This window comes from Vibrio thalassae (assembly GCF_900089835.1).
Lineage (GTDB): Bacteria > Pseudomonadota > Gammaproteobacteria > Enterobacterales > Vibrionaceae > Vibrio > Vibrio thalassae.
In genome coordinates this window covers 18,586-38,799 of record NZ_OANU01000053.1, presented here as the reverse complement: position 1 = coordinate 38,799, position 20,214 = coordinate 18,586, and the positions used below count along the sequence as shown (strand labels likewise).

The following is a 20,214-nucleotide window of genomic DNA, read 5'->3' as shown; positions in this document are numbered from 1 at the left end:
CATGTCAGAAAATCAATCTATCGACCTACTTAGTTTGCAAACCATGGCAAAGGTATTTGGTTCACTGTTTTACTTCCCTCTTACCGACAGTAATAACCAGATCTTGCTGGCTGCATTGGCACAAGATGAAAACTTGCAAGACAGCGATCTGCAAGCCTGGTGCCAACAGGTAAAAGGCGAGAGCAATGAGGCGCTAAATCAAGATTTCTTCTTGCTGTTTGAAGGCGGAGAAGCGATGCTGGCACCCCCATGGGGCTCAGTATATATGGATCGAGAAGAGGTGATTTTTGGTGAGAGCACGGTAGCATACCGTCAGTTTCTTCGATCTCACGATATTGCCCTAGATACTGGGATGAGAGAGCCAGAAGATCAGATTGGTCTAATGTTGTTCGCCGTTAGTCAGTTGGTGGAACAAGAGCAAGATATTGAATCGGTCAAAGTGCTATTCGCAGAGCATTTACTGACGTGGTGTTACCGCTATTTCGAGTTAGTTGAGAAGCATGCTGCTACCACAAGCTACAAACAGTTAGCCAAATTGGTATCACAATGGTGTGAAGCTGTTCAGGAGCTGCTCACTATTACTCCTCTTGCCGTCAAACTGTATCGCTAAGGTTGGTAAGTACTCATGACCAGAGATGAAAAATACTACAAAGCGTATATGGAGCACAAAACCATAAGTCGTCGTGGTCTTTTTCGCGCTTTGGCAAAGGGTAGTACTCGAAATTCACCGATAACGGCTAATGATGATTCAATCGCGGCTAAGTTAGATTGCCAAGAAATCTCACGAACCGTCCCGAGACCGCCCAAAGCGGTGGATGAAGTGCTGTATCAACAGATCTGCAATGCGTGTGGAGATTGTGTCAAAGCTTGTCCGGAGCAGGTCATTACTGTTGAAGATGAACTCGCCCGGCTAGTACTTGACTATGGCTACTGCAGTCAGTGTGGCGCATGTAACCGAGCATGCCCAACGGGAGCATTACATGGGCAGAACAGCAATACGGGCTTAATTCCACAGTTTTCAGATGGATGTCAAAATGCGCTGTTTGGTGATTGCTACCTATGCCAAGAAGCCTGTCCAAAACAGGCGGTAAGTATCGCCTCATACGCTTTACCAGAGCTGAATAAGAACGCTTGTGATGGTTGTGGACGCTGTAAGCAGGGCTGCCCTTTTTCTGCGATATCTATGGTGTTGTCCACACAGTAGCGCATAAAAAAACAGCTCTGCGTTTTAACGAAGAGCTGTTTTACAATGGCTTATGGCTTATGGCTTATGGCTTATGGCTTAAGCTTTGATGATTCGAGCGCGGAAATTACGGCCTTTCATCTTACCATTGGTAATCTTAGTTAAAGCTTGCTTAGCAATCCCTTTTTCGACCGCCACATAAGCACTCATCGGGAACATATTGATCTTACCAATTTGATTGCCTGAAAGTGTTTTATCACCGGTTAACGCCCCTAGAATGTCACCCGGACGCAGTTTTTGCTTCTTACCGCCTTGGATTTGAATCGTCACCATTTTTGCTTGGAATGGTTGATTGTTTGACTTAGCAGGCAGTGCACTAGGCTCAATTGGCATATCCATGTATTCATCGATACGCGCGACACGATAAAACTCTTTCTCGTTATAGAAGCTAAAAGCTAGACCTTTGTTGCCGGCGCGGCCAGTACGGCCAATGCGGTGTACATGGACTTCCGGATCGCGAGACAGCTCATAGTTGAATACAGCATCGAGGTTATCCACATCAAGACCGCGAGCTGCGACATCGGTTGCCACAAGAATCGACACACTTTTGTTGGCAAATTGCACCAGTGCTTGATCACGCTCTCTTTGTTCCAAATCACCATGAATGTCAATCACACTAAAGCCACGATGAAGCAGTTCATCCGCCACGTTCTGAACCTCTTTTTTGGTGTTACAAAACACCACTGCGGATTCAGGTTGGTGAGTCAGCAGCAAGTTTTCAAGTGCATTATCACGCTCTTCGAGAGTGTTGGTTTGATAGAAGAACTGTTTGATGCTTGAGTGATCGTGTTTACTCTCTACTTTGACCACTTCTGGTTGCTTCATAACACGAGCAGCAATAGTTTGAATTTGTTCTGGGAATGTGGCGCTGAAAAGCAGGGTTTGTCGCTCTTTTGGTGCTTCGTTGATGATGGCGTCTAATGCGTCTTTGAAGCCCATATCTAGCATACGGTCGGCCTCATCAAGCACCAAAGTATTCAGTTCGCTAAGGTCGATGCGACCTTTTTCTAGATGATCGAGGATGCGACCGGGCGTCCCAACTAGGATATGCGCTCCGTGTTCCAGAGAACCGATTTGTGGTCCCATCGGCATACCGCCACACAAAGTCAGTACTTTGATATTGTGGATACCACGAGCGAGGGTGCGAATTTCTTTTGCCACTTGATCCGCAAGCTCACGAGTTGGACAAAGAACAAGTGACTGCACGCGAAAGCGCTTTACTTTTAAGTTGCTAAGTACACCGAGAGAGAAGGCTGCGGTTTTACCTGAGCCTGTTTTTCCTTGGCCGATAACATCCTTACCCGCCAAAATTTTTGGTAGGGCTTCAGCTTGGATTGGCGTCATTGAAGCGTAACCCAGACTGTCTAACGTGCCGAGTAATTCAGATGGTAAGTTTAAGGTAGAAAAGGCTGGAGTGTTCAAGAGCTGTCCTCAGTCGGTATGCAGAGCGGGTATTATCAACATTCCCGCTCTAGATGCTACTTTTATCTACGCTTTTGCAGATTTAGTATGAGGATAGCAGGCAAAGACTATTTTGTGTTTGGTTGCGCAGTACTCATCCAATCACGATAGTCATTGGCACCGTCTTCGCCTTCTGCTGGCGACCAAGGTGCGAAATCTTCTTGAGGCGTCGGAATATACGCGCCTTCTTTGATTTCAAGTCCCACAGTACCTGATTGCATACACGCGTAACCATGCCAAGTACCCGGTGGGATTTCGATAGCGCGATTCGTCTCTGGTGACAGACTATGACGTTCGGTCACATTGCCTTCATCATCAAAAATCAGTAAATCCAGTTGTCCTTTAAGAACAAGGAACAATTCCCATTTGTGCTCTTCACTGTGACGGTGAGGGCGCATATAAGTTTCTGGTTCGGTAGAGATGAATAGACGTTGAACGCCTGCGTCTAGTTGTTCGTGAAGGTTATGATGACTGCGTTTACGCGGTGCGTCTTTTGCGTTTTGCGCAAAGGTATCGAAGTCTTGGTTACTGATGATTTTTAACATGACATTGTTCTTTGAAGTGTAAAGTGCCGTTATTCTACCGTCTCAATAAAAAAGTTCAGTAACAAATTGCTGCCGTCGTTCACTGTCCGATAAAGTTTAGAAAGTTTTGGGTCAAAACTCGTTAGATTGTGACGGTAGTTCCAGAAATGTTTGAAAAATCTGTACGATCTGATCAGAGTGGTATTATCACACTGTTTAGGAAATAACCCGTAACTAAGGTGGTACAGCAGTGGAAGCAGTCATCAACCAACTGAAAAAAGACTTTTATGCACACCTTAATTCATCCCACGGTGCTAGCTCAGGAGAGCTGTCACAAACGATTTCTTTGCTAACGAAGGAAGAGTTAGCGGAATTAGAGAATGTGTGGGTGCAGTTAGCGGTGTGGAAACAAAAACAAGCCTAGCGCTTATCGTTCCTGTCCCCTCAGCAAGAGATTTCTATTAGCCCCGAGTGCGATCACTCGGGGCTTTTTTAGTTTCTTATCGTCAGTGATTGTTATAATATAACAATCACTATATTGATCTTATTGTTGAAAAGTCGAGTATTAGCCCCCATAGTTCACTTTATGGAGAATAGAGCGATGGCTGAGATAAGTTCATTACTAGCCCGAGATAATCTAGTGAGAGAGACTATGGCGGAAGTACGTGCCAGAATAGAATTAAAAGTCGGTTCAAGAAGTGATACAGATGCTGAAATGTTGTCGTTTCGTGGACTCAAGACAGATAAAGAACATGTGGCGATTATTTTTAGATCATCTGACAAGACCCAATCTTTACCTTTAGTAAGGATGCATTCAGAGTGTTTGACCGGTGATGTGTTCCACTCGTCACGCTGCGACTGTGGCGAGCAATTGGAAGAAACTATCCAAAGAATGGGTAAAGAAGGTGGAATCATCCTATATTTGCGCCAAGAGGGACGGGGTATCGGGCTCTACAACAAGTTAGATGCCTATAAGCTTCAATCTGAAGGCATGAATACGTATGAGGCCAACAACCATTTGGGGTTTGGTGATGATTTGCGTGACTTTACTGAAGCGGCTCAAATGCTCAAAGCGCTAGACGTGCACTCCATTCGCCTGGTCACTAACAATCCTAAAAAAGTTCGTGAATTGCGCGAGCACGGCATCAACATTGAAGAAGTCGTGAATACCCACGCCCACATCAAAGATGGCAATGAAAACTACCTGAAAGCGAAAGTTTCTCACGGTAAACACTACCTCAAGCTATAGAGCATTAATCAAAGCGCCAAGTAAAAAGTTGTTAGTAAAATGATATAAAAGCCTCACTTTCGTGAGGCTTTTTTGTATTTATTCTTGAAAATAAATTGTAACTGAGTATTATCGCACTTCGTAGTATAAATGATAATAATTCGCACTACTAATAACTATTAAGCTCAACAAGGATGCTTTTGATGAATCTAACAACCATGGTGAAGGGGGCTGTGGCAGCCTCTCTCGTAATGACTTCAAGCGCTGCGTTTTCTGCAGTTTCTAAAGACCAAGTGGTCGAACACTATGCCGATCTTGCTCATGCGGTATTCGCAGATGCACTGACTAAGGCGAAAGATCTAGACACATCTATTAACACATTCTTAGCGAACCCCTCTGAAAAAGGGCTTGCTGATGTACAACAAGCATGGCTTGCTTCTCGCGTACCTTATCAGCAAACCGAAGTATTTCGTTTTGGTAATGCCATCGTTGATGATTGGGAAGGTCAACTGAACGCATGGCCGCTCGATGAAGGTCTTATTGACTATGTGAGTGCGGACTACCAGTATGAGCTAGGTAATGAAGGTGCTCAAGCAAACATCGTGGCTAACGAGAGCCTAAAAATTGGCGCGACAACGCTTGATATTAAAGAAATTACCCCTGAAGTGATTGCTAACTTAAATGAAGTTGGTGGCTCTGAAGCAAACGTAGCATCAGGCTATCATGCGATTGAGTTTTTATTGTGGGGCCAAGATCTTAATGGCACCAACGCGGGGGCTGGTGAGCGTCCTTATACTGACTATGTAATCGGTGAAGGCTGCACCAACGGTAACTGTGAACGTCGTGCACAATATCTTCAAGCAGCGTCAAAGCTATTGGTCCATGATCTTCAATGGATTGAAAAACAGTGGTCTGCCGCTGAAAAGGACAACTACCGCTCAGAACTTCTTGCTGATAAAGCGGATAACGGTATTCGTAAAATGCTCTTTGGTATGGGTTCATTGTCTCTAGGTGAACTCGCTGGTGAACGTATGAAAGTGGCTCTAGAAGCCAACTCTACAGAAGATGAACACGATTGTTTCTCTGATAACACGCACAACTCGCACTATTACAACGAGCAAGGCATCTACAACGTTTATACCGGTACCTATCTACGTACTGACGGCACTATGGTTGATGGGCCAAGTATTGCGGATCTCGTTGAAGCGAAAGACAAAACAGCGGCGAAAGAAATTCTAACCCAGTTTGATGCAGCACGAGCTCAAGTTGGCAAACTAGTGACGTCAGCCGAAAAAGACAATCAACACTTTGACCAGTTGATCGCATCAAACAACCCTCAAGGCAATAAACTCGTCAATGACACCATTGTAGCGCTGATTGGTCAAACAGGTTCTATCGAACGTGCAGCTGGTATCATTGGTATTGATAGCTTAAATCCAGATACTGCTGACCACGAATTCTAAACACCATAACCATAATAATTAGGGGGCTACTGCCCCCTTTTGTCGATCTTTTTGTGAGCTCTGTATGTCTAGAACTTATCCTTTTTTAGCCACGCTATTTTTGCTTTTTGTCGGATCTGCATTTGCGGAGTCCGAGTCTTCCCATCTATCTGGCGGTAAAACAACAGTAAAAAAAGAAGGGCCGAATGCTTATTCAATGCCAGCGGCTAACTTACCTATGTCAAAGCGACTAGATTTTAGTGTTGGTAACAGTTTTTTTAGAAACCCGTGGGTTCAAGCTCCCGCGTCAACGGACGCAAGAGATGGCCTGGGGCCACTATTTAATACCAATGGGTGTCAAAACTGTCATATTAAAGACGGTCGTGGCCACCCCCCTGAAGAAAACGATCAACATGCTGTCTCTATGCTAGTTCGTTTGAGTATTCCAGCCGTGACAGTGCAGCAAAAAGCTGCCTATGAACGTGATGGCTTGATACCTGAACCGAGCTATGGCGGTCAGTTGCAAGATTTTGCTTTGCCCAATATGCAGCCTGAAGGGCAAATTGATATTACTTACGATGAGGTTGCGGTCACCTTTGACGATGGGACGGTCGTGATGTTGCGCAAACCTAATCTCAAAATCGTAGAGCTTGCTTACGGCGACATGCATCAGGATGTGCTGATGTCTGCACGAGTGGCACCGCCGATGATTGGTTTAGGGTTAATCGAATCGATACCCGAGTCGGCTATTTTAGCCTTTGCTGCAGAACAAAAAGCCGAGAAGACAACAGTTTCGGGAAAGCCAAACTATGTGATGGACGTTCGCTCCAACAAGATGGAACTGGGCCGTTTTGGCTGGAAAGCAGGGCAGCCTAATTTGATGCAGCAAAATGCGGCGGCGTTTAATGGTGACGTAGGTTTAACCAGTTCGCTGTTTCCAAGTGAGAACTGTTCTAGTAATCAGGACATCTGTACCGCACAGCACAGCGGTGGCGAACCTGAAGTCAGCGACAAAATTCTCAACTTCGTCGAGTTTTATACTCAGCATTTAGCGGTACCTCAACGACGTAATATCAATGATCCGTTAGTTGTTGAAGGTGAAAAGCTATTCAATAAGGTGGGTTGTCAAAACTGCCATAGGAGCGATATTCAAACCAGCACACGCGAAGGACTCCCTGCCATTTCGAACCAGACGATACACCCTTATACTGACATGCTATTACATGACATGGGGGAGGGGCTAGCAGACCATCGACCAGAGTATGCAGCAACGGGTCGTGAGTGGCGCACAGCACCATTATGGGGCATTGGTTATACCGAAGAAGTCAATGGTCACACCTATTTTCTTCATGATGGGCGAGCGAGAAATCTCACCGAAGCGATTTTATGGCACGGTGGCGAAGCAGAACATGCAAAACAAAACGTGTTAGCTCTTTCTAAATCAGAACGTGATGCGCTACTAGCGTTTCTAAATTCACTTTAAGGAGAACTGCGTGAATTACAAACCTTCGTCCATAGCGCTGAGCTTACTTTTATTAACGGCATGTCAGTCGAGCAGTGTGACTCAAACCGCTAAGCCTGAACTGACGACACATCTTAGCCAAGCCTTATATGAAGTTGAGTTCGACTCTGCGCTGAAGTTTAAAACCGCAATGGTGAACCTGCAATCGCAAACCGAGCAATTCTGCCAAGCAAAATCGAGTCTAGAGCAGGTCTCCTTGGCATGGAAACAAGGGATGTCCCGTTGGATGTGGATACAAGGGCAAGAGCGCGGCCCTGCGATGGCTCTGGAACAGAATTGGAATGTTCAATTCTGGCCAGACAAGAAAAATACCACAGGTCGAAAGATGTCACAGGCGGTGAAAACTGACGTTTGGAGCATGGAGTCGGTGCAATTACAGAGTGTCACCATTCAAGGACTCGGTGCCGTTGAATGGCTGCTTTATGATGAGGCATCAACACTAGCAAAAGGTACCCGAGAGCACTGTGCATTGGCAACTGCCATAACCGCTTCTTTAACCGATCGGGCTGATACAATTTTTAAGGCATGGCAAACTAATCCATGGTCCTCGTTGGATAAAGAAGCATGGGAGGCAGAATATCTTGCGCTGCTTTCTAACCAGCTTGATTACAGTATGAAAAAGCTGTCTCGTCCGTTAGCCAAAATAGGGGCTCCGCGACCGTATTTCTCAGAGTCTTGGCGTTCTAAAATATCGATGAGCAATTTAAAAGCCAACGTCGAAGCACTGCAAGCGCTCTATTTAGCTAAAGGAGAGGGGCTTGATAGGATATTGCGTGATGAAGGTCATGCACCATTGGCAGACCGTATTGTTAAGCAGTTTGAAGACACCTTAGAACCTTGGCCCAATGAAACCAGCTTATTTGCGCTATTGCAATCCAAGCAAGGTTATCGGATGGCGCTGTCGCAATACAACAAGCTTGAGCAGCTTAAGTATCTGATCAATGAAGAGGCTTCGATTCAGTTGGGTGTAGTTATAGGGTTTAATGCGACCGATGGCGATTAATATTTCTAGACGCAACTTCACCAAGTGGGCCGGCATCACAGCGATGTCGCCTTCTTTATTAACGGCTTGCGCATCCACGGCAACCCACACTAAGGAAACCTTGATAGGGGGATCGGTTCGCAGTAAAGGGGACTACGAAGTTATCGTCTCCAGCGAAAAGGCGACCACTATACATAGGTTACCTCTCCCCGCTCGTGGGCACGGTATCGCGGTATCGCCACACTCTCGTCATGCAGTGATGTTTGCTCGTCGGCCCGGAAGTTATGCGATGGTGTTCGACTATCTTGAAGGAACGATGAAGAAGCTCATTCTAGCACCAGATAACCGACATTTTTATGGGCATGGTGTCTATTCTAATGATGGTCGCTGGTTGTATTCAACGGAAGGCGAACGCTCAAGTAGTCGAGGCATTGTGGGGGTCTATGATGTGAACAATGACTATCAAAAAGTAGGGGAATTTACCGATTTTGGATTGGGACCCCACGAAGTTATTGTGATGGCAGACGATTCGTTGGTTGTTGGTGTAGGCGGTGTCCATACCAATGGTCGACGACCACAAAATCTGGCGACCATGCAACCAAGCTTGAGTTACCTGTCTCCTCATGGTGAATTATTAGAACAAGCGACGCTGAGTGATCATCACAAGAGTATTCGGCACCTTGCTCATGATGGTGATAAAACGGTACTGACGGGACAACAATACCGAGGTGAACCTGATGATTATGTGCCGCTCGTAGCGATTCATCAACGAGGCGACGCGATGCAAGAGCTGGGGGGAGAGCCCGAGCAATGGGCGAGATTTAACCACTACATTGCAAGCATTGCTGCAACAGAGACGCACATTCTAGCCACATCTCCTCGTGGCAGCTGTTACGGCATTTGGGACAAAGCAACTCGAGCGCTGCTCGAAATCAATGCACTTCCAGATGCATCAGGCGTGGTGGTGAGAAACGGCGATTTCCATGTGAGTTCAGGTGTTGGTCAGGTCGTTCAAATTAGCCCAAATTTGCAAAAAAAACGCTTTTACTCTGGTATTCAATGGGATAATCACTGGAGTGCAATCACATAAATGAGACGGTAGCTGGTTTAGCGTAAATTTATCATGTTGACAGTGTGATTTCTGCCATACTTATGATCCTTGTTGGAAAGGAGTTTGGCAAATGCAAAACAGACGGCTCTCATTGTGTGTCGGTTGGCTCTCCTTTGCGTTGACCAGTATGTTGGTCGCAGCGCCGGATCAGCTTGTCTCAGGTTCAACAGGGCTAGCTTCTTATTCTGTCAAACATATCAAGCCAATTCTCGAACAAGGCACGTCGCCCGCAATGACCGCATCCGGTAATACGGTCGAGGATCATCAAAACGGTTTGCTCTATCCCTCATTAGTAGATTACCTATACTCTCGATTGGGCGTGGAATCACTCTGGAGCGAAAACGAGCTCAACGCTCAATTGAATCTGCAACTGGATATTATGAGGCTTGCTGGCTTTAGTCCGTTATTCCAATCCAGAGTGGAACAGCTGCAACAGCATTACCAACAAGGCGAAATGAGCCAATACGATAAGGTGGCAACCGATACCTTTTTGCTCTACCTAAGTTATGTGGCTGAATCTCAGGACAAAGGTAAGGAGTGGCTGTTTACCACAGATTTGGTTGAGCCACTTTCTCGCCCTTCGGCGACAGAAATTGATTTAATGGTGAAAGCATTTGTGGCGGGGAATGAACTCAGATACATCACGTCATTCGCATCTCCTATGCTTAAACAAGACGGGTTTGAAAACGCCTACATTGCTCTGGTCTCTAAATCGCAGATGACCAATGTAGACTATGAGCAGTTTGGCCTTAAACGGCTTGGAGACAGTTTTCCAGACGCTTCTTATTCTGTACTGTTGGAGCGATTGTCAGAATCAAACATTTTTGTTGCGGCAAGAGAGGATCGTGTCTTCGATGAGTCACTTGAGCTTGCTATAAGGCAGTTCCAAACCATTTATGGTTTAAACGATGACGGCATTATTGGTCCTAATACGATTGAGTGGTTGAATAAATCTGCATCTGATAAATTGCGGATCTTAGCACTTAACTCCGAGCGTTCTCGCCTGTGGCCGCAGCAACGGGATAATATCATCTTGGTGAATGTGCCAAACTTTCAGCTTCAATATTGGGACGACGGGGAAGAAAGATTTGAGTCACGTGTTATTGTCGGTAGAGCGTCGCGCCAAACACCACTACTTGAGACAAAAATGGATTCGCTTATCCTGAATCCTACCTGGAATGTGCCGTGGAAAATTATGGTCAAAGATATCATTCCGAAAGTGAAAAGGAATCCTACCTATTTGTTCGCACAGCGAATCGAAATCCTCGAAGGTTGGAACAACCAAGTCACGATTGACCCGACCATGATCGATTGGCAACAAGTTAATGCTCGACGTTTCCCTTATCGTATGCGCCAGCAAGCTGGCGAATTAAATGCACTCGGACAATATAAGTTCAATACCCCTAATGCCCGAGCGATCTTTTTGCATGACACGCCCAGCAAACATTTGTTTGATGAAAGCTTACGTGCGTTTAGCTCTGGTTGTGTGAGGGTTGAGCATGCAGATCAGTTTGCTCAAGTGCTGCTTGAAGCCCAAGGAAAAACGTTGGGAGACGTTGCAACCGAACGCCCAAACAAAGCGATTGCACTCAAACAACGTATTCCCGTTCATATCATTTATCAGACCGCTTGGATGGCTGATGGACAGGCACATTTCCGTGGAGATGTTTATCGCTACGATGCAAAGCGAGAAAGTATCGACAGTGCGGCCTTATCAAAAAAATGACACAAATTTGAACAATATAAAAATCGCTTTTCGGTCAAAGGGTAACCAATAGTTGTAGAGGCAATAGCGGCCTCTTGGTTGTTATCCGATTTGTAATAAGTGCGGTAAACACGTATCTTGCGCCGCAATTCTGTTGTTCCCTTTCGCTAAATAGTATGAATCAAATCAACATATCTAGACGAGGCGCCCTCAAACTCGCTTTGTGTGGCGCGACCGCAACACTGGTGCCGTCCCTATCTTTTGCTACACAGTCAGCTGCACCAAGAACATTGGCTCTGAATAACTTACATACAGGTGAAAGTCTGGAGAGCTGTTATTTTGATGGGGCTCAGTATATTCAAGCGGAGCTTGCTCGCCTCAATACGCTGTGTCGAGATCATCGACGTAATGAAATCCATAGTATGGATAAGCGCCTATTTGATCAATTATCGGAAATTCAGAACTTATTAGGGGTTAAGTCTGAAGTACTGATCATCTCTGGGTATCGTTCCCCAGAAACCAACGCGGCGTTGGGTGCACGATCGAGCGGTGTGGCGAGGAAAAGCCGTCATATGCTGGGTCAAGCAATAGACTTTAGATTGGAGGGCGTGAAACTAAGTCATGTTCACGAAGCGGCGTTAGCTATTCAATCAGGTGGGGTTGGGTATTACCCTAAAAGTCAGTTTGTGCATATTGATACGGGCCCTGTGCGGAATTGGTAGCACTTGTCATTCCGTTAGTGTGATGTCATAGTCCAGCTAATTGCAAAATTAATAGGATGTATGATGAGTCTTCAATATCAAGTAGTGCCTGTCACTTCATTTGCCCAAAATTGCTCGATTGTTTGGTGTGATGAGACCATGAAAGGGGTGGTGGTTGATCCCGGCGGTGATGTAAAACAGCTGGAAATGTTGATTAAAGAACTTGGCGTTGAGGTGGAACAGCTCGTATTGACACATGGCCATCTTGACCATGTTGGTGGAACAGAGCCACTGGCCGCCGCCCTTAATGCCCAAATTGTTGGCCCTCATAAAGCGGATAACTTCTGGTTACAAGGCTTGGAAAACCAAAGTCAAATGTTCGGTTTTCCATTGACGACTGCATTTGAACCAAATCAGTGGTTAGACGATGGCGATACGGTAAAATTTGGTAATCAAACGCTCAATGTCATTCATACTCCAGGGCACACTCCAGGTCATGTCGTGCTGTTTAATGAAGACTCAAAAGTCGCGTTTGTTGGTGACGTATTATTTAACGGTGGGATCGGTCGAACCGATTTCCCGCAAGGTGATTACGCGACATTAATCAACTCCATTAAAACGAAGCTATGGCCATTAGGTAATGATGTAAGATTCGTTCCGGGGCATGGACCTCAATCTACGTTTGGTCATGAACGAGCGTCAAACCCATTTGTTGCCGATGAAATGCCACTTTATTAATGAAGGTTTTTTTAAGCGCTGACGGCCTCGTTTCGCGCTTCGCCTCGCTTTTAGGGGTACTCTTTATCCGCTGCTGCTAAGTAGCGGCGGGTAAGTCCAACAAATTCCTCTGCGGGTCTATCTAAGTCGGCTTCTGCGACAAAGACATCAAAGCCATGAAACTCCCTTTGGTATCGCATTCGATTGGCGAGCATGGCGAGCAAGCCTCGATACTCTTTCCCGCTGTCAGTGACATACGCTTCCGAGTCCAAAACAATGTCTTCAAAATTGAGTGAAGGAGAAGTTTGCTGAGCTCCGATATAAAGTAACGCACGCTGACTTAATAACAGATCCGTTGCCACTCTCGGGCAGATGGCATCCAAGTATGGCTCGTAATGTTTGAGTCTTATGCCTATCCATGGCAAAGGCTTGTGCCAGCCATCTTGATGATGAGTACACATACCGATACGTTCAATATTGCTCCATTTTACCACCCATCCGCCCTTAAATACGTGCTGTTGAAAGTGAGTGGCAGTCAGAGTAAAAGTGACACGACTTTTGATGAGCATAAAGTAGGCGAAAGTCATGACGGCAATAACTAGGCATATGAAAACCAACGCCTGTTGCCAATTGGGCGACAATAAAAGAAAGCTAAAACACGCTAAACCGCCCACCGCGGCGACGACTTTGATGGTTGGAGACTGCCATGTGTAGTTATGGTTGCTGAAATGTAATGTATCCATATTAACTGTTGATGTTGACCTTACCTGTTTCTTTATACCGATGAGCTGATAAGAAAGTTTATTGTTTAAATAATAGCCATAAACGGCGTAGGTCTGCATTTTTGCCTCCACTTTGTGTCAATACTCTACAAAAGCTATCAAAATTTTGGTATAAAACGCGCTTCGAATTTTGACCACTGTCCTGATGCAGTGAATTGGAGAGAAAACTAAATGAGACTTGCTCATAAGCGCAAAGTGCAATCTAAGTTGCAAAAGCGTATTAAAGCGGTAGTTGCCAACACAGCAGCTGCAACAAAAACAGAAAAACCTGTTGTAGCGAAAGCACCTGTAGTTGAAACCGCAACTGCGACAAAAAAAGTTGATGTAGCCTTAACTCCTAAGCAGCAACAAGTGCTAGACATCGTTGCTAAAAATGCTGACGGTATCAATCCAAAAGGCATCGGCCTTGAAGCTGGCCAAGAAGAAGCGAAAGCGGCATCTTGGGCGACTGGCGCACTTAAGAAACTTCTAGAAGAAGGCTTAGTGGCGAAAGAGCAGCTAGCAGGCAATAAAGTGATCTACAAAGCGCTATAAGCGTTCACTTTAACCTATTTTCAAAAAGACCCCTATAAAAGGGGTCTTTTTGATCGTCCAGATTTAACGCTTGTTAATGTTAGCGACTGATGTCACAAAAGTAGCGTGCGTGTAATAACCTTCTGATAATAAATACCTAAGTATTTAATCCTGTAGCTGACAATGGTTGTGGGCTTAATTTATTGATTTAATTCGCTTTTAATTTTATTTATCTTATTTCCTGCGTATATCTACGTAATACCAAGGTCGGAAGGGTCTAATTGATTCTTTTGTCACTGCGTGCTCTCCCGAATATCCGTTGTTCAAATTTGCATCCATAGTAATGGGGAATGTGAAACTTGGAGCTACCTAGTGGCTTCAACAGGGAACTTACTCAAGGAACTGAATAATGAGTTTTATCAAGAAATCAGTAACACGTGTCATGAAGAGCACGGCTATTGTTGCGGCAACCTGTTTGGCGTTTGTTGCAGGTACTGCGAGCGCGGCCGATAAAGTGTATCGCTTGAAATTAGCAGAAACATGGGGGCCAAACTTCCCTATCTTTGGTGACGCAACGAAGAACATGGCGAAAATGGCTGAAGAAATGTCAAACGGTCGTTTGCAAATCCGCATTGACTCTTCGAACAAGCACAAAGCGCCTTTCGGTGTGTTTGATATGGTGAAATCTGGTCAATATGACATGGGTCACTCAGCGTCGTATTACTGGAAAGGTAAAGTGCCAAATACCCTCTACTTTACGACAATGCCTTTTGGTATGACGGCACCAGAACAGTACGCTTGGTTCTATCACGGTGGTGGTATGGAACTAATGGAGAAAGTGTATGCGCCGCATAACATGATGTCTTTCCCTGGTGGTAACACTGATGTTCAGATGGGCGGATGGTTCCAAAAAGAGATCAACAGTGTGGATGACCTGCAAGGTTTGAAAATGCGTATCCCAGGCTTTGCTGGCGAGATCTTAGCAGAGGTTGGTGCTAAACCAACGAATATTGCTTCTGGTGAGCTGTATACTTCTTTAGAGCGCCGTACTATTGATGCTCTCGAATGGGTGGGCCCATCACTAGACCTTCGTATGGGCTTCCACAAAATTGCACCGTACTACTACACAGGTTGGCATGAGCCAGCAACAGAGCTGCAGTTCCTAGTGAACAAACGTACTTGGAACAAGCTACCTGATGATTTGAAGGCCATTCTACAAATCGCGATGAAGACAGCCGCGTACGATATGTACATTCAATCTACTCACGAAAGTGGTAAGAACTGGGCAACGATTCAAACAGACTACCCAGACGTGAAAGTAAAAGATTTCCCACGTGAAGTAATGGATGCACTGCGTGATGCTAACGACAAATTGCTAAAAGAGCATGCAGCGAAAGATGAGACGGCAAAAGAAATTCAAGCTTCTCAAGCGGCTTACCTTCAGCAAGCCCGTTCTTGGACTGACATTGCATCGAAAGCTTACCTAAATAAGTTCGACAATTAATACCCCCCTTTAAGTGGCGCGGCTCCTGCGCCACTTTTCCCCAAAAAATGGTCATATGCCCTTAACTAAAACATTGAAATAAATATGGCGGATAGGCGGAAAGTTGTATGCGTAGTTTAATTTATATTGAAAGACTGTTTAACAAAGTAGCAGACGTGCTAGGTTGGTTATCCAGTATTTTATTTTTACTGTTACTAGCGAATGTTGTTTATGACGTAGTGATGCGCTACGTGTTTAATGATGTTTCCATTGCCTTCCAAGAGATGGAATGGCATTTGTTCTCGGCGGTGTTTATGCTCGGTGTGCCCTATGCGATTAAAGCGGGTGGACATGTACGTGTGGACGTGTTCTATGAGCGTCTATCTATTAAGGCTCAAGCTATCATCGACCTGTTAGGCACTTTTGCTTTTCTGTTCCCATTTTGCTTATTGGTCGCTTGGTTCGGTATTGATTTCGCCAAAGAAAGTTACGCGCTTGGTGAAACCTCTGGCGATCCAGGCGGTTTGCCTTATCGCTGGATAATCAAAGCGATGATTCCTCTGTCATTCTTCTTTATGGCGATTGCTGGTGTGGGTTTAGTTCTGCATTCATTGAACAAGCTGTTCAATCCACACCTCATTTACGTTAAATCTTCCGGCTCAAACGAATAAGGACATTCTCGTGATCGGTATTGTGATGTTTTTTGTAGCCTTATTCGCGCTACTACTAGGTTTCCCTGTTGCTTTCACTTTTGGCGGTATCGCGCTGATCTTTGGTGTGTGGGCCGAAGGGATAGAAATGTTTGCGTTTATGCCATACCGCATACAGTCCATTATGGAAAATACGGTACTAATGGCGGTTCCTCTGTTTGTCTTTATGGGGTTGGTGTTACAAAAAACTCGACTCGCTGAGCAGCTTCTTGAATCAATGGGACGTTTGTTTGGTGGTGTGCGAGGTGGGATTGCGATTTCAACCGTGCTTGTGGGTGCCTTGCTGGCCGCATCAACGGGTGTTGTAGGAGCGTCCGTGGTCGCCATGGGGCTTATCTCACTGCCTGTGATGCTCAAATACAACTACGATAAAGGATTAGCCTGCGGCACCATTTGTGCGTCGGGTACGTTGGGACAAATCATCCCGCCGTCTATCGTACTGATTCTTCTGGGTGACGTACTAGGGGTACCAGTAGGGGATCTCTTCCAAGCAGCGTTGTGGCCAGGCTTTGTTTTAGTTGGTGCTTACGTCGCGTACATACTTATCTACGCCAAGCTAAACCCAGAGAGTGCTCAGCCGATTCCAAGAGATGAAACGATTTCACGCTCAGAGGAAGTAAAAACAGCGCTAAAGGCTATCATTCCACCTCTTGCACTGATTGTGGTGGTACTAGGTTCTATCTTTGCAGGTATTGCAACGCCAACAGAGTCTGCGGCTCTTGGTGGAGCCGGTGCGATTGTTTTGTCAGTGATGTATCGCCAATTTAGTTGGAGCATGCTTTACGATGCATCCAAGGAGACGGTGAAAGTAACGGCAATGGTATTCGCCATTCTACTCGGTGCGACGGCGTTCTCAATGGCGTTTACCTATACTGGCGGTGATATGTTGGTTGAGGAATGGATGCTTGCACTGCCAGGTGAAAAATGGGGCTTCCTAATCATTACTATGGTGGTGATTTTGATTCTTGGGTTCTTCATCGATTTTGTAGAAATTTGTTTCATTATCGTACCTATGATTGCCCCTGTAGCGGAGTTAATGGGTATCAACATGACGTGGTTTGCGATTTTGATTGCGATGAACCTGCAAACGTCGTTCTTAACCCCACCGTTTGGCTTTAGCTTGTTTTATTTGAAAGGTGTTGCGCCTAATGGCGTGACTACGAGAGATATTTATCGCGGTGTCATGCCCTTTATCGCAATACAAATAGCGGTCTTGGCATCGATACTTATGTTCCCAGAATTCTATGGAATGTGATCGACACTGCGTTAGCTCGGCATAGTAGTTCATTTCTATTTTAGACATTGCTACTGTTTACGATAGGAAACAATAAGCTACATCCAATGCAGCTTAGAAAAAGGACTGCTATGCCGCTGAAAGCAAAACTTATCCTTCTGACACTGATCCCACTTATTATTGTGACAGCGAGTGTCAGTTGGATAACTCTTCATCAAGCGAAAGCGCTCGGAGAAAATGAGATTAACATTTTCCGAGAGAGCCTCATTCGTTCAAAAGAATCCGCACTCAAAGACAGTGTTGAAATGGCGTTTGATGCTATTGAACAGGTCTATCACAATACGTCATTGACGGAAGAGCAAGCACAAAGTCAGGTCAAAGCCACTCTGAATCGTCTTCGCTATGGAAAAGACGGGTATTTTTTTGCATACGATAAAAATGGCACCAATTTAGTCCATCCTATTTTGCCTCAATTGGTTGGGCGCAATCTCTTAAAACTGCAAGATCAAGATGGCGACTATCTGATTGAGACTTTGTTGTTTCAGGCGCAGTCTGGAGGCGGATATCACCAGTACTTGTGGCAAAAGCCCTCGACTGGCGAGACAGTGACAAAACTCAGCTATGCCGCATGGCTCGATAAGTGGGACTGGATGATTGGCACCGGTCTTTACATAGAAGATGTTGCACAAGAAGTGGCTATTCTCAGAGCAGCTATCGATAATAATATCGAGACCACGATCTTTTCTATAGTGACGATTTTTGCAGTGACGGTAGCCGTCATTATTGTGTTAACACTCGCAGTCAATTGGCATGAGCATAAGTTGGCGGATAGAAACCTCAAGGAATTGGCGCACAAGACGGTCATGTTCCAAGAAGATGAGCGAAAACACTTAGCCAGAGAGCTGCATGATGGGGTGAATCAATTGCTAGTATCGAGCAAATGTCATTTAGAGTTGATGGATACCAAAAGTGTGGGCGAACGCTCGATGGGTCATTTACAGCACTCTCAGAACTCCTTGTCAGAAGCCATTATGGAAGTGCGCCGTATTTCTCATCATTTACGCCCCAGCGCGTTAGATGATATTGGTTTGGAAGCGGCGATAACTACGCTATTGCAAGACTTTAAAACTTACTCTTTAGCGTCAACGGAACTGGTATTGGACTCCCATGCATCCAAGCTTAAATCCGAAGTGGCGACGACACTTTATAGGGTTGTTCAGGAGTCATTAAACAACATTGAAAAGCATGCTCAGGCGTCGAAAGTCACGGTGTTTTTGAAGCAATTTGGTGGTGTTCTACAATTGATCATCGCCGATGACGGCATTGGGTTTGACGTGTCGAATGCAATGAACAGCCGCGGTATTGGTTTACGGAACATGCGCGAACGCGTGGAGTTTATCGGTGGCGAGTTCGAGCTGATCAGTGAGTATGGGAAAGGAACAGAAATTACCGTATTGTTAAAGGTAGAGGAGACAATGTAATGGACGAAAAGATCCGAGTTGTTATTGTCGATGATCATCAGGTTGTACTGGAAGGGTTTATGGCTCGGCTGGAGCGAGAACCAGAAATCGACGTCGTTGCTACAGCTAGTAATGGTGTCGAAGCCATTGAAGTAGTGAAAAGTACCTTACCAGATGTGGTTCTTATGGATGTGAGTATGCCTATTATGAATGGTATTGAGTCCACTCAAGTTCTGAAAGAAGAGCTACCGAATATTCGGGTATTAATGCTCACCATGCACGATAACCGTGAATACATTATGAAAGTGATGCAAGCGGGAGCAGTAGGCTACATGTTGAAAGAAATCTCTGCGGAAAAAATGGTTCAAGCGATTAAAACTGTCTATCAAGGTTCGACTTACTTCTGTGAATCGGTGACTCAAACCCTATTCTCGCAAGAGATTACACCAGTGGTGGCCAAATCTAATCCATTGAGCCGACGTGAAGAATCTGTCCTAAGGCTCGTTGCCCAAGGGTGCAGTAGTAAGAAAATTGCCCAAATGCTGGATATCTCATACCGAACCGTTGAGACTCATCGACAAAATATCAAACATAAATTGGACTTACATTCTACCGCGGAGTTGGCCAAATACGCCTTAGAGAACGGACTGTCATCGTAAGGAGAGCTGGCGAGAGAATTTCCTTTGGCCGCTGTTTTTGCCTTTTTAGAGTCGCGATGTCCAAGCCACATTGGTTTCGCAAAAGCTGTGATCGGTAAAGACTTTTACCAAAATCTCGACGTATTCTGCCCAGCGTTCTGTTATAAATAGCGCGCTAGCACATTGAAATATTGGATCAGACCTTGGAAAAACACGAAGAAGTATTAGTGGCACTGCGCCAAATTATCCGCGCAATTGATCTGCACTCTAAAAAATTGAAGAAAGAGTGTGGTCTTACGGGGCCGCAATTGATTTTGATGAAGGCCATTAAAGATATGGGGGATGTGACGATCCGCGAACTGTCAAACTCTACCAATATCAGCCAAGCTACCGCGACTACCATTATTGACCGTCTTGAAGCACAAAATTTTGTACAACGTATCCGCAGCCAGCAAGATAAGCGGAAAGTTCACGCGGTGTTGACGGCTAAGGGGAGCGAAGTACTTAAAGACTCGCCATTGCCACTTCAAGACAGTTTTGTGCAAAAATTCCAGCAGCTAGAGAGTTGGGAGCAAACGTTATTGTTATCATCGATCCAACGTATCTCGTTGATGATGAATGCTGATGATATCGATGCATCTCCGGTGCTTCAACTCGACAGTAGTATCTCTAAAAACTAGTCCACATACTCTCATTTAACAGGGGGAGTGAAACGCAATATGAACGGCGAAATCCCTCCCTTTAGTCACGCAATCTGC

At 45.3% G+C, this 20,214-nt stretch carries 21 protein-coding genes; 18 read left to right on the top strand and 3 right to left on the bottom strand.

The window, feature by feature from the left end:
• Position 1: 1 nt before the first annotated feature.
• Both VTH8203_RS14590 and VTH8203_RS14585 read left to right on the top strand, forming a co-directional pair.
• The gene (locus VTH8203_RS14590) at positions 2-610 is read left to right on the top strand and encodes a molecular chaperone TorD family protein (protein WP_244181222.1); all 609 of its coding nucleotides are present in this window, start codon (positions 2-4) and stop codon (positions 608-610) included.
• 15 nt (positions 611-625) lie between these two features.
• The gene (locus tag VTH8203_RS14585; RefSeq protein ID WP_096994328.1) at positions 626-1,204 is read left to right on the top strand and encodes a ferredoxin-type protein NapF; all 579 of its coding nucleotides are present in this window, start codon (positions 626-628) and stop codon (positions 1,202-1,204) included.
• A 78-nt stretch (positions 1,205-1,282) separates the two neighbouring features.
• On the opposite strand, the gene dbpA is transcribed toward VTH8203_RS14585, so the two are convergent.
• Both dbpA and VTH8203_RS14575 read right to left on the bottom strand, forming a co-directional pair.
• Entirely contained in the window at positions 1,283-2,665 is a 1,383-nt protein-coding gene (gene dbpA / locus VTH8203_RS14580) for an ATP-dependent RNA helicase DbpA (protein ID WP_096994327.1), read from the bottom strand.
• Positions 2,666-2,772: 107 nt separating this feature from the next.
• Positions 2,773-3,249, bottom strand: a complete 477-nt coding sequence (locus VTH8203_RS14575) for a WbuC family cupin fold metalloprotein (RefSeq protein ID WP_096994326.1) — start codon at positions 3,247-3,249, stop codon at positions 2,773-2,775.
• 229 nt (positions 3,250-3,478) lie between these two features.
• Between VTH8203_RS14575 and VTH8203_RS24785 the strand changes: the two genes are divergently transcribed.
• The 9 genes from VTH8203_RS24785 to VTH8203_RS14530 all read left to right on the top strand — a co-directional run bounded on the left by VTH8203_RS24785 (position 3,479) and on the right by VTH8203_RS14530 (position 12,657).
• A complete protein-coding gene (locus tag VTH8203_RS24785) occupies positions 3,479-3,652 on the top strand; it encodes a hypothetical protein (protein ID WP_096994325.1) in 174 nt (57 codons plus the stop codon).
• Between the two features lie 228 nt (positions 3,653-3,880).
• Positions 3,881-4,477, top strand: coding sequence for a GTP cyclohydrolase II (locus VTH8203_RS14565; RefSeq protein ID WP_096994395.1), 597 nt, complete (start codon positions 3,881-3,883; stop codon positions 4,475-4,477).
• Positions 4,478-4,659: 182 nt separating this feature from the next.
• Positions 4,660-5,919 (top strand): imelysin family protein, encoded by a 1,260-nt coding sequence (locus tag VTH8203_RS14560; protein ID WP_096994324.1) that lies wholly within the window; start codon positions 4,660-4,662, stop codon positions 5,917-5,919.
• A gap of 64 nt (positions 5,920-5,983) precedes the next feature.
• Complete coding sequence (locus VTH8203_RS14555; protein ID WP_096994323.1) at positions 5,984-7,381, top strand: di-heme oxidoreductase family protein; 1,398 nt, start codon at positions 5,984-5,986, stop codon at positions 7,379-7,381.
• A gap of 10 nt (positions 7,382-7,391) precedes the next feature.
• A complete protein-coding gene (locus VTH8203_RS14550) occupies positions 7,392-8,423 on the top strand; it encodes an imelysin family protein (protein ID WP_096994322.1) in 1,032 nt (343 codons plus the stop codon).
• Entirely contained in the window at positions 8,404-9,492 is a 1,089-nt protein-coding gene (locus tag VTH8203_RS14545) for a DUF1513 domain-containing protein (RefSeq protein ID WP_167385826.1), read from the top strand. The genes VTH8203_RS14550 and VTH8203_RS14545 overlap by 20 nt, the downstream gene beginning before the upstream one ends.
• Before the next feature lie 91 nt (positions 9,493-9,583).
• Positions 9,584-11,239 (top strand): L,D-transpeptidase family protein, encoded by a 1,656-nt coding sequence (locus VTH8203_RS14540; protein ID WP_096994320.1) that lies wholly within the window; start codon positions 9,584-9,586, stop codon positions 11,237-11,239.
• Positions 11,240-11,394: 155 nt separating this feature from the next.
• Positions 11,395-11,940, top strand: a complete 546-nt coding sequence (mepK, locus tag VTH8203_RS14535) for a peptidoglycan L,D-endopeptidase MepK (RefSeq protein WP_096994319.1) — start codon at positions 11,395-11,397, stop codon at positions 11,938-11,940.
• Positions 11,941-12,003: 63 nt separating this feature from the next.
• Entirely contained in the window at positions 12,004-12,657 is a 654-nt protein-coding gene (locus tag VTH8203_RS14530; RefSeq protein WP_096994318.1) for an MBL fold metallo-hydrolase, read from the top strand.
• A gap of 50 nt (positions 12,658-12,707) precedes the next feature.
• Here VTH8203_RS14530 and VTH8203_RS14525 read toward each other — a convergent pair whose 3' ends face one another.
• On the bottom strand, positions 12,708-13,379 hold the full coding sequence (locus VTH8203_RS14525) for a DUF2982 domain-containing protein (RefSeq protein WP_096994394.1): 672 nt from the start codon (positions 13,377-13,379) through the stop codon (positions 12,708-12,710).
• Between the two features lie 210 nt (positions 13,380-13,589).
• Here VTH8203_RS14525 and VTH8203_RS14520 point away from each other — a divergent pair, with 210 nt between their 5' ends.
• The 7 genes from VTH8203_RS14520 to VTH8203_RS14490 all read left to right on the top strand — a co-directional run bounded on the left by VTH8203_RS14520 (position 13,590) and on the right by VTH8203_RS14490 (position 20,136).
• Positions 13,590-13,952 carry a MarR family transcriptional regulator gene (locus VTH8203_RS14520; RefSeq protein WP_096994317.1) on the top strand — a complete coding sequence of 121 codons (363 nt, stop codon included), beginning with the start codon at positions 13,590-13,592 and terminating at the stop codon, positions 13,950-13,952.
• A gap of 388 nt (positions 13,953-14,340) precedes the next feature.
• A complete protein-coding gene (locus VTH8203_RS14515) occupies positions 14,341-15,435 on the top strand; it encodes a TRAP transporter substrate-binding protein (protein ID WP_096994316.1) in 1,095 nt (364 codons plus the stop codon).
• Between the two features lie 107 nt (positions 15,436-15,542).
• Positions 15,543-16,085 (top strand): TRAP transporter small permease subunit, encoded by a 543-nt coding sequence (locus VTH8203_RS14510; protein WP_096994315.1) that lies wholly within the window; start codon positions 15,543-15,545, stop codon positions 16,083-16,085.
• A gap of 10 nt (positions 16,086-16,095) precedes the next feature.
• Positions 16,096-17,379: a TRAP transporter large permease gene (locus VTH8203_RS14505; RefSeq protein ID WP_096994314.1), complete on the top strand. Its 1,284-nt coding sequence runs from the start codon at positions 16,096-16,098 to the stop codon at positions 17,377-17,379.
• 110 nt (positions 17,380-17,489) lie between these two features.
• Positions 17,490-18,839 carry a cache domain-containing protein gene (locus tag VTH8203_RS14500; protein WP_096994313.1) on the top strand — a complete coding sequence of 450 codons (1,350 nt, stop codon included), beginning with the start codon at positions 17,490-17,492 and terminating at the stop codon, positions 18,837-18,839.
• Positions 18,839-19,477 carry a response regulator transcription factor gene (locus tag VTH8203_RS14495; protein ID WP_096994312.1) on the top strand — a complete coding sequence of 213 codons (639 nt, stop codon included), beginning with the start codon at positions 18,839-18,841 and terminating at the stop codon, positions 19,475-19,477. The genes VTH8203_RS14500 and VTH8203_RS14495 overlap by 1 nt, the downstream gene beginning before the upstream one ends.
• Before the next feature lie 182 nt (positions 19,478-19,659).
• Entirely contained in the window at positions 19,660-20,136 is a 477-nt protein-coding gene (locus VTH8203_RS14490) for a MarR family winged helix-turn-helix transcriptional regulator (RefSeq protein ID WP_096994311.1), read from the top strand.
• Positions 20,137-20,214 lie beyond the last annotated feature (78 nt).

Excerpts from the sequence above, each read along its gene's own strand:
- VTH8203_RS14575 (WP_096994326.1), bottom strand. The coding sequence starts at position 3,249 with ATGTTAAAAATCATCAGTAACCAAGACTTCGATACCTTTGCGCAAAAC.
- VTH8203_RS14530 (WP_096994318.1), top strand. The coding sequence starts at position 12,004 with ATGAGTCTTCAATATCAAGTAGTGCCTGTCACTTCATTTGCCCAAAAT.
- VTH8203_RS14520 (WP_096994317.1), top strand. The coding sequence starts at position 13,590 with ATGAGACTTGCTCATAAGCGCAAAGTGCAATCTAAGTTGCAAAAGCGT.
- VTH8203_RS14510 (WP_096994315.1), top strand. The coding sequence starts at position 15,543 with ATGCGTAGTTTAATTTATATTGAAAGACTGTTTAACAAAGTAGCAGAC.
- VTH8203_RS14525 (WP_096994394.1), bottom strand. The coding sequence starts at position 13,379 with ATGGATACATTACATTTCAGCAACCATAACTACACATGGCAGTCTCCA.
- VTH8203_RS14555 (WP_096994323.1), top strand. The coding sequence starts at position 5,984 with ATGTCTAGAACTTATCCTTTTTTAGCCACGCTATTTTTGCTTTTTGTC.
- mepK (WP_096994319.1), top strand. The coding sequence starts at position 11,395 with ATGAATCAAATCAACATATCTAGACGAGGCGCCCTCAAACTCGCTTTG.
- VTH8203_RS14545 (WP_167385826.1), top strand. The coding sequence starts at position 8,404 with ATGCGACCGATGGCGATTAATATTTCTAGACGCAACTTCACCAAGTGG.
- VTH8203_RS14495 (WP_096994312.1), top strand. The coding sequence starts at position 18,839 with ATGGACGAAAAGATCCGAGTTGTTATTGTCGATGATCATCAGGTTGTA.
- VTH8203_RS14585 (WP_096994328.1), top strand. The coding sequence starts at position 626 with ATGACCAGAGATGAAAAATACTACAAAGCGTATATGGAGCACAAAACC.
- VTH8203_RS14515 (WP_096994316.1), top strand. The coding sequence starts at position 14,341 with ATGAGTTTTATCAAGAAATCAGTAACACGTGTCATGAAGAGCACGGCT.
- VTH8203_RS14560 (WP_096994324.1), top strand. The coding sequence starts at position 4,660 with ATGAATCTAACAACCATGGTGAAGGGGGCTGTGGCAGCCTCTCTCGTA.
- VTH8203_RS14500 (WP_096994313.1), top strand. The coding sequence starts at position 17,490 with ATGCCGCTGAAAGCAAAACTTATCCTTCTGACACTGATCCCACTTATT.
- VTH8203_RS14565 (WP_096994395.1), top strand. The coding sequence starts at position 3,881 with ATGGCGGAAGTACGTGCCAGAATAGAATTAAAAGTCGGTTCAAGAAGT.
- VTH8203_RS14590 (WP_244181222.1), top strand. The coding sequence starts at position 2 with ATGTCAGAAAATCAATCTATCGACCTACTTAGTTTGCAAACCATGGCA.
- VTH8203_RS14540 (WP_096994320.1), top strand. The coding sequence starts at position 9,584 with ATGCAAAACAGACGGCTCTCATTGTGTGTCGGTTGGCTCTCCTTTGCG.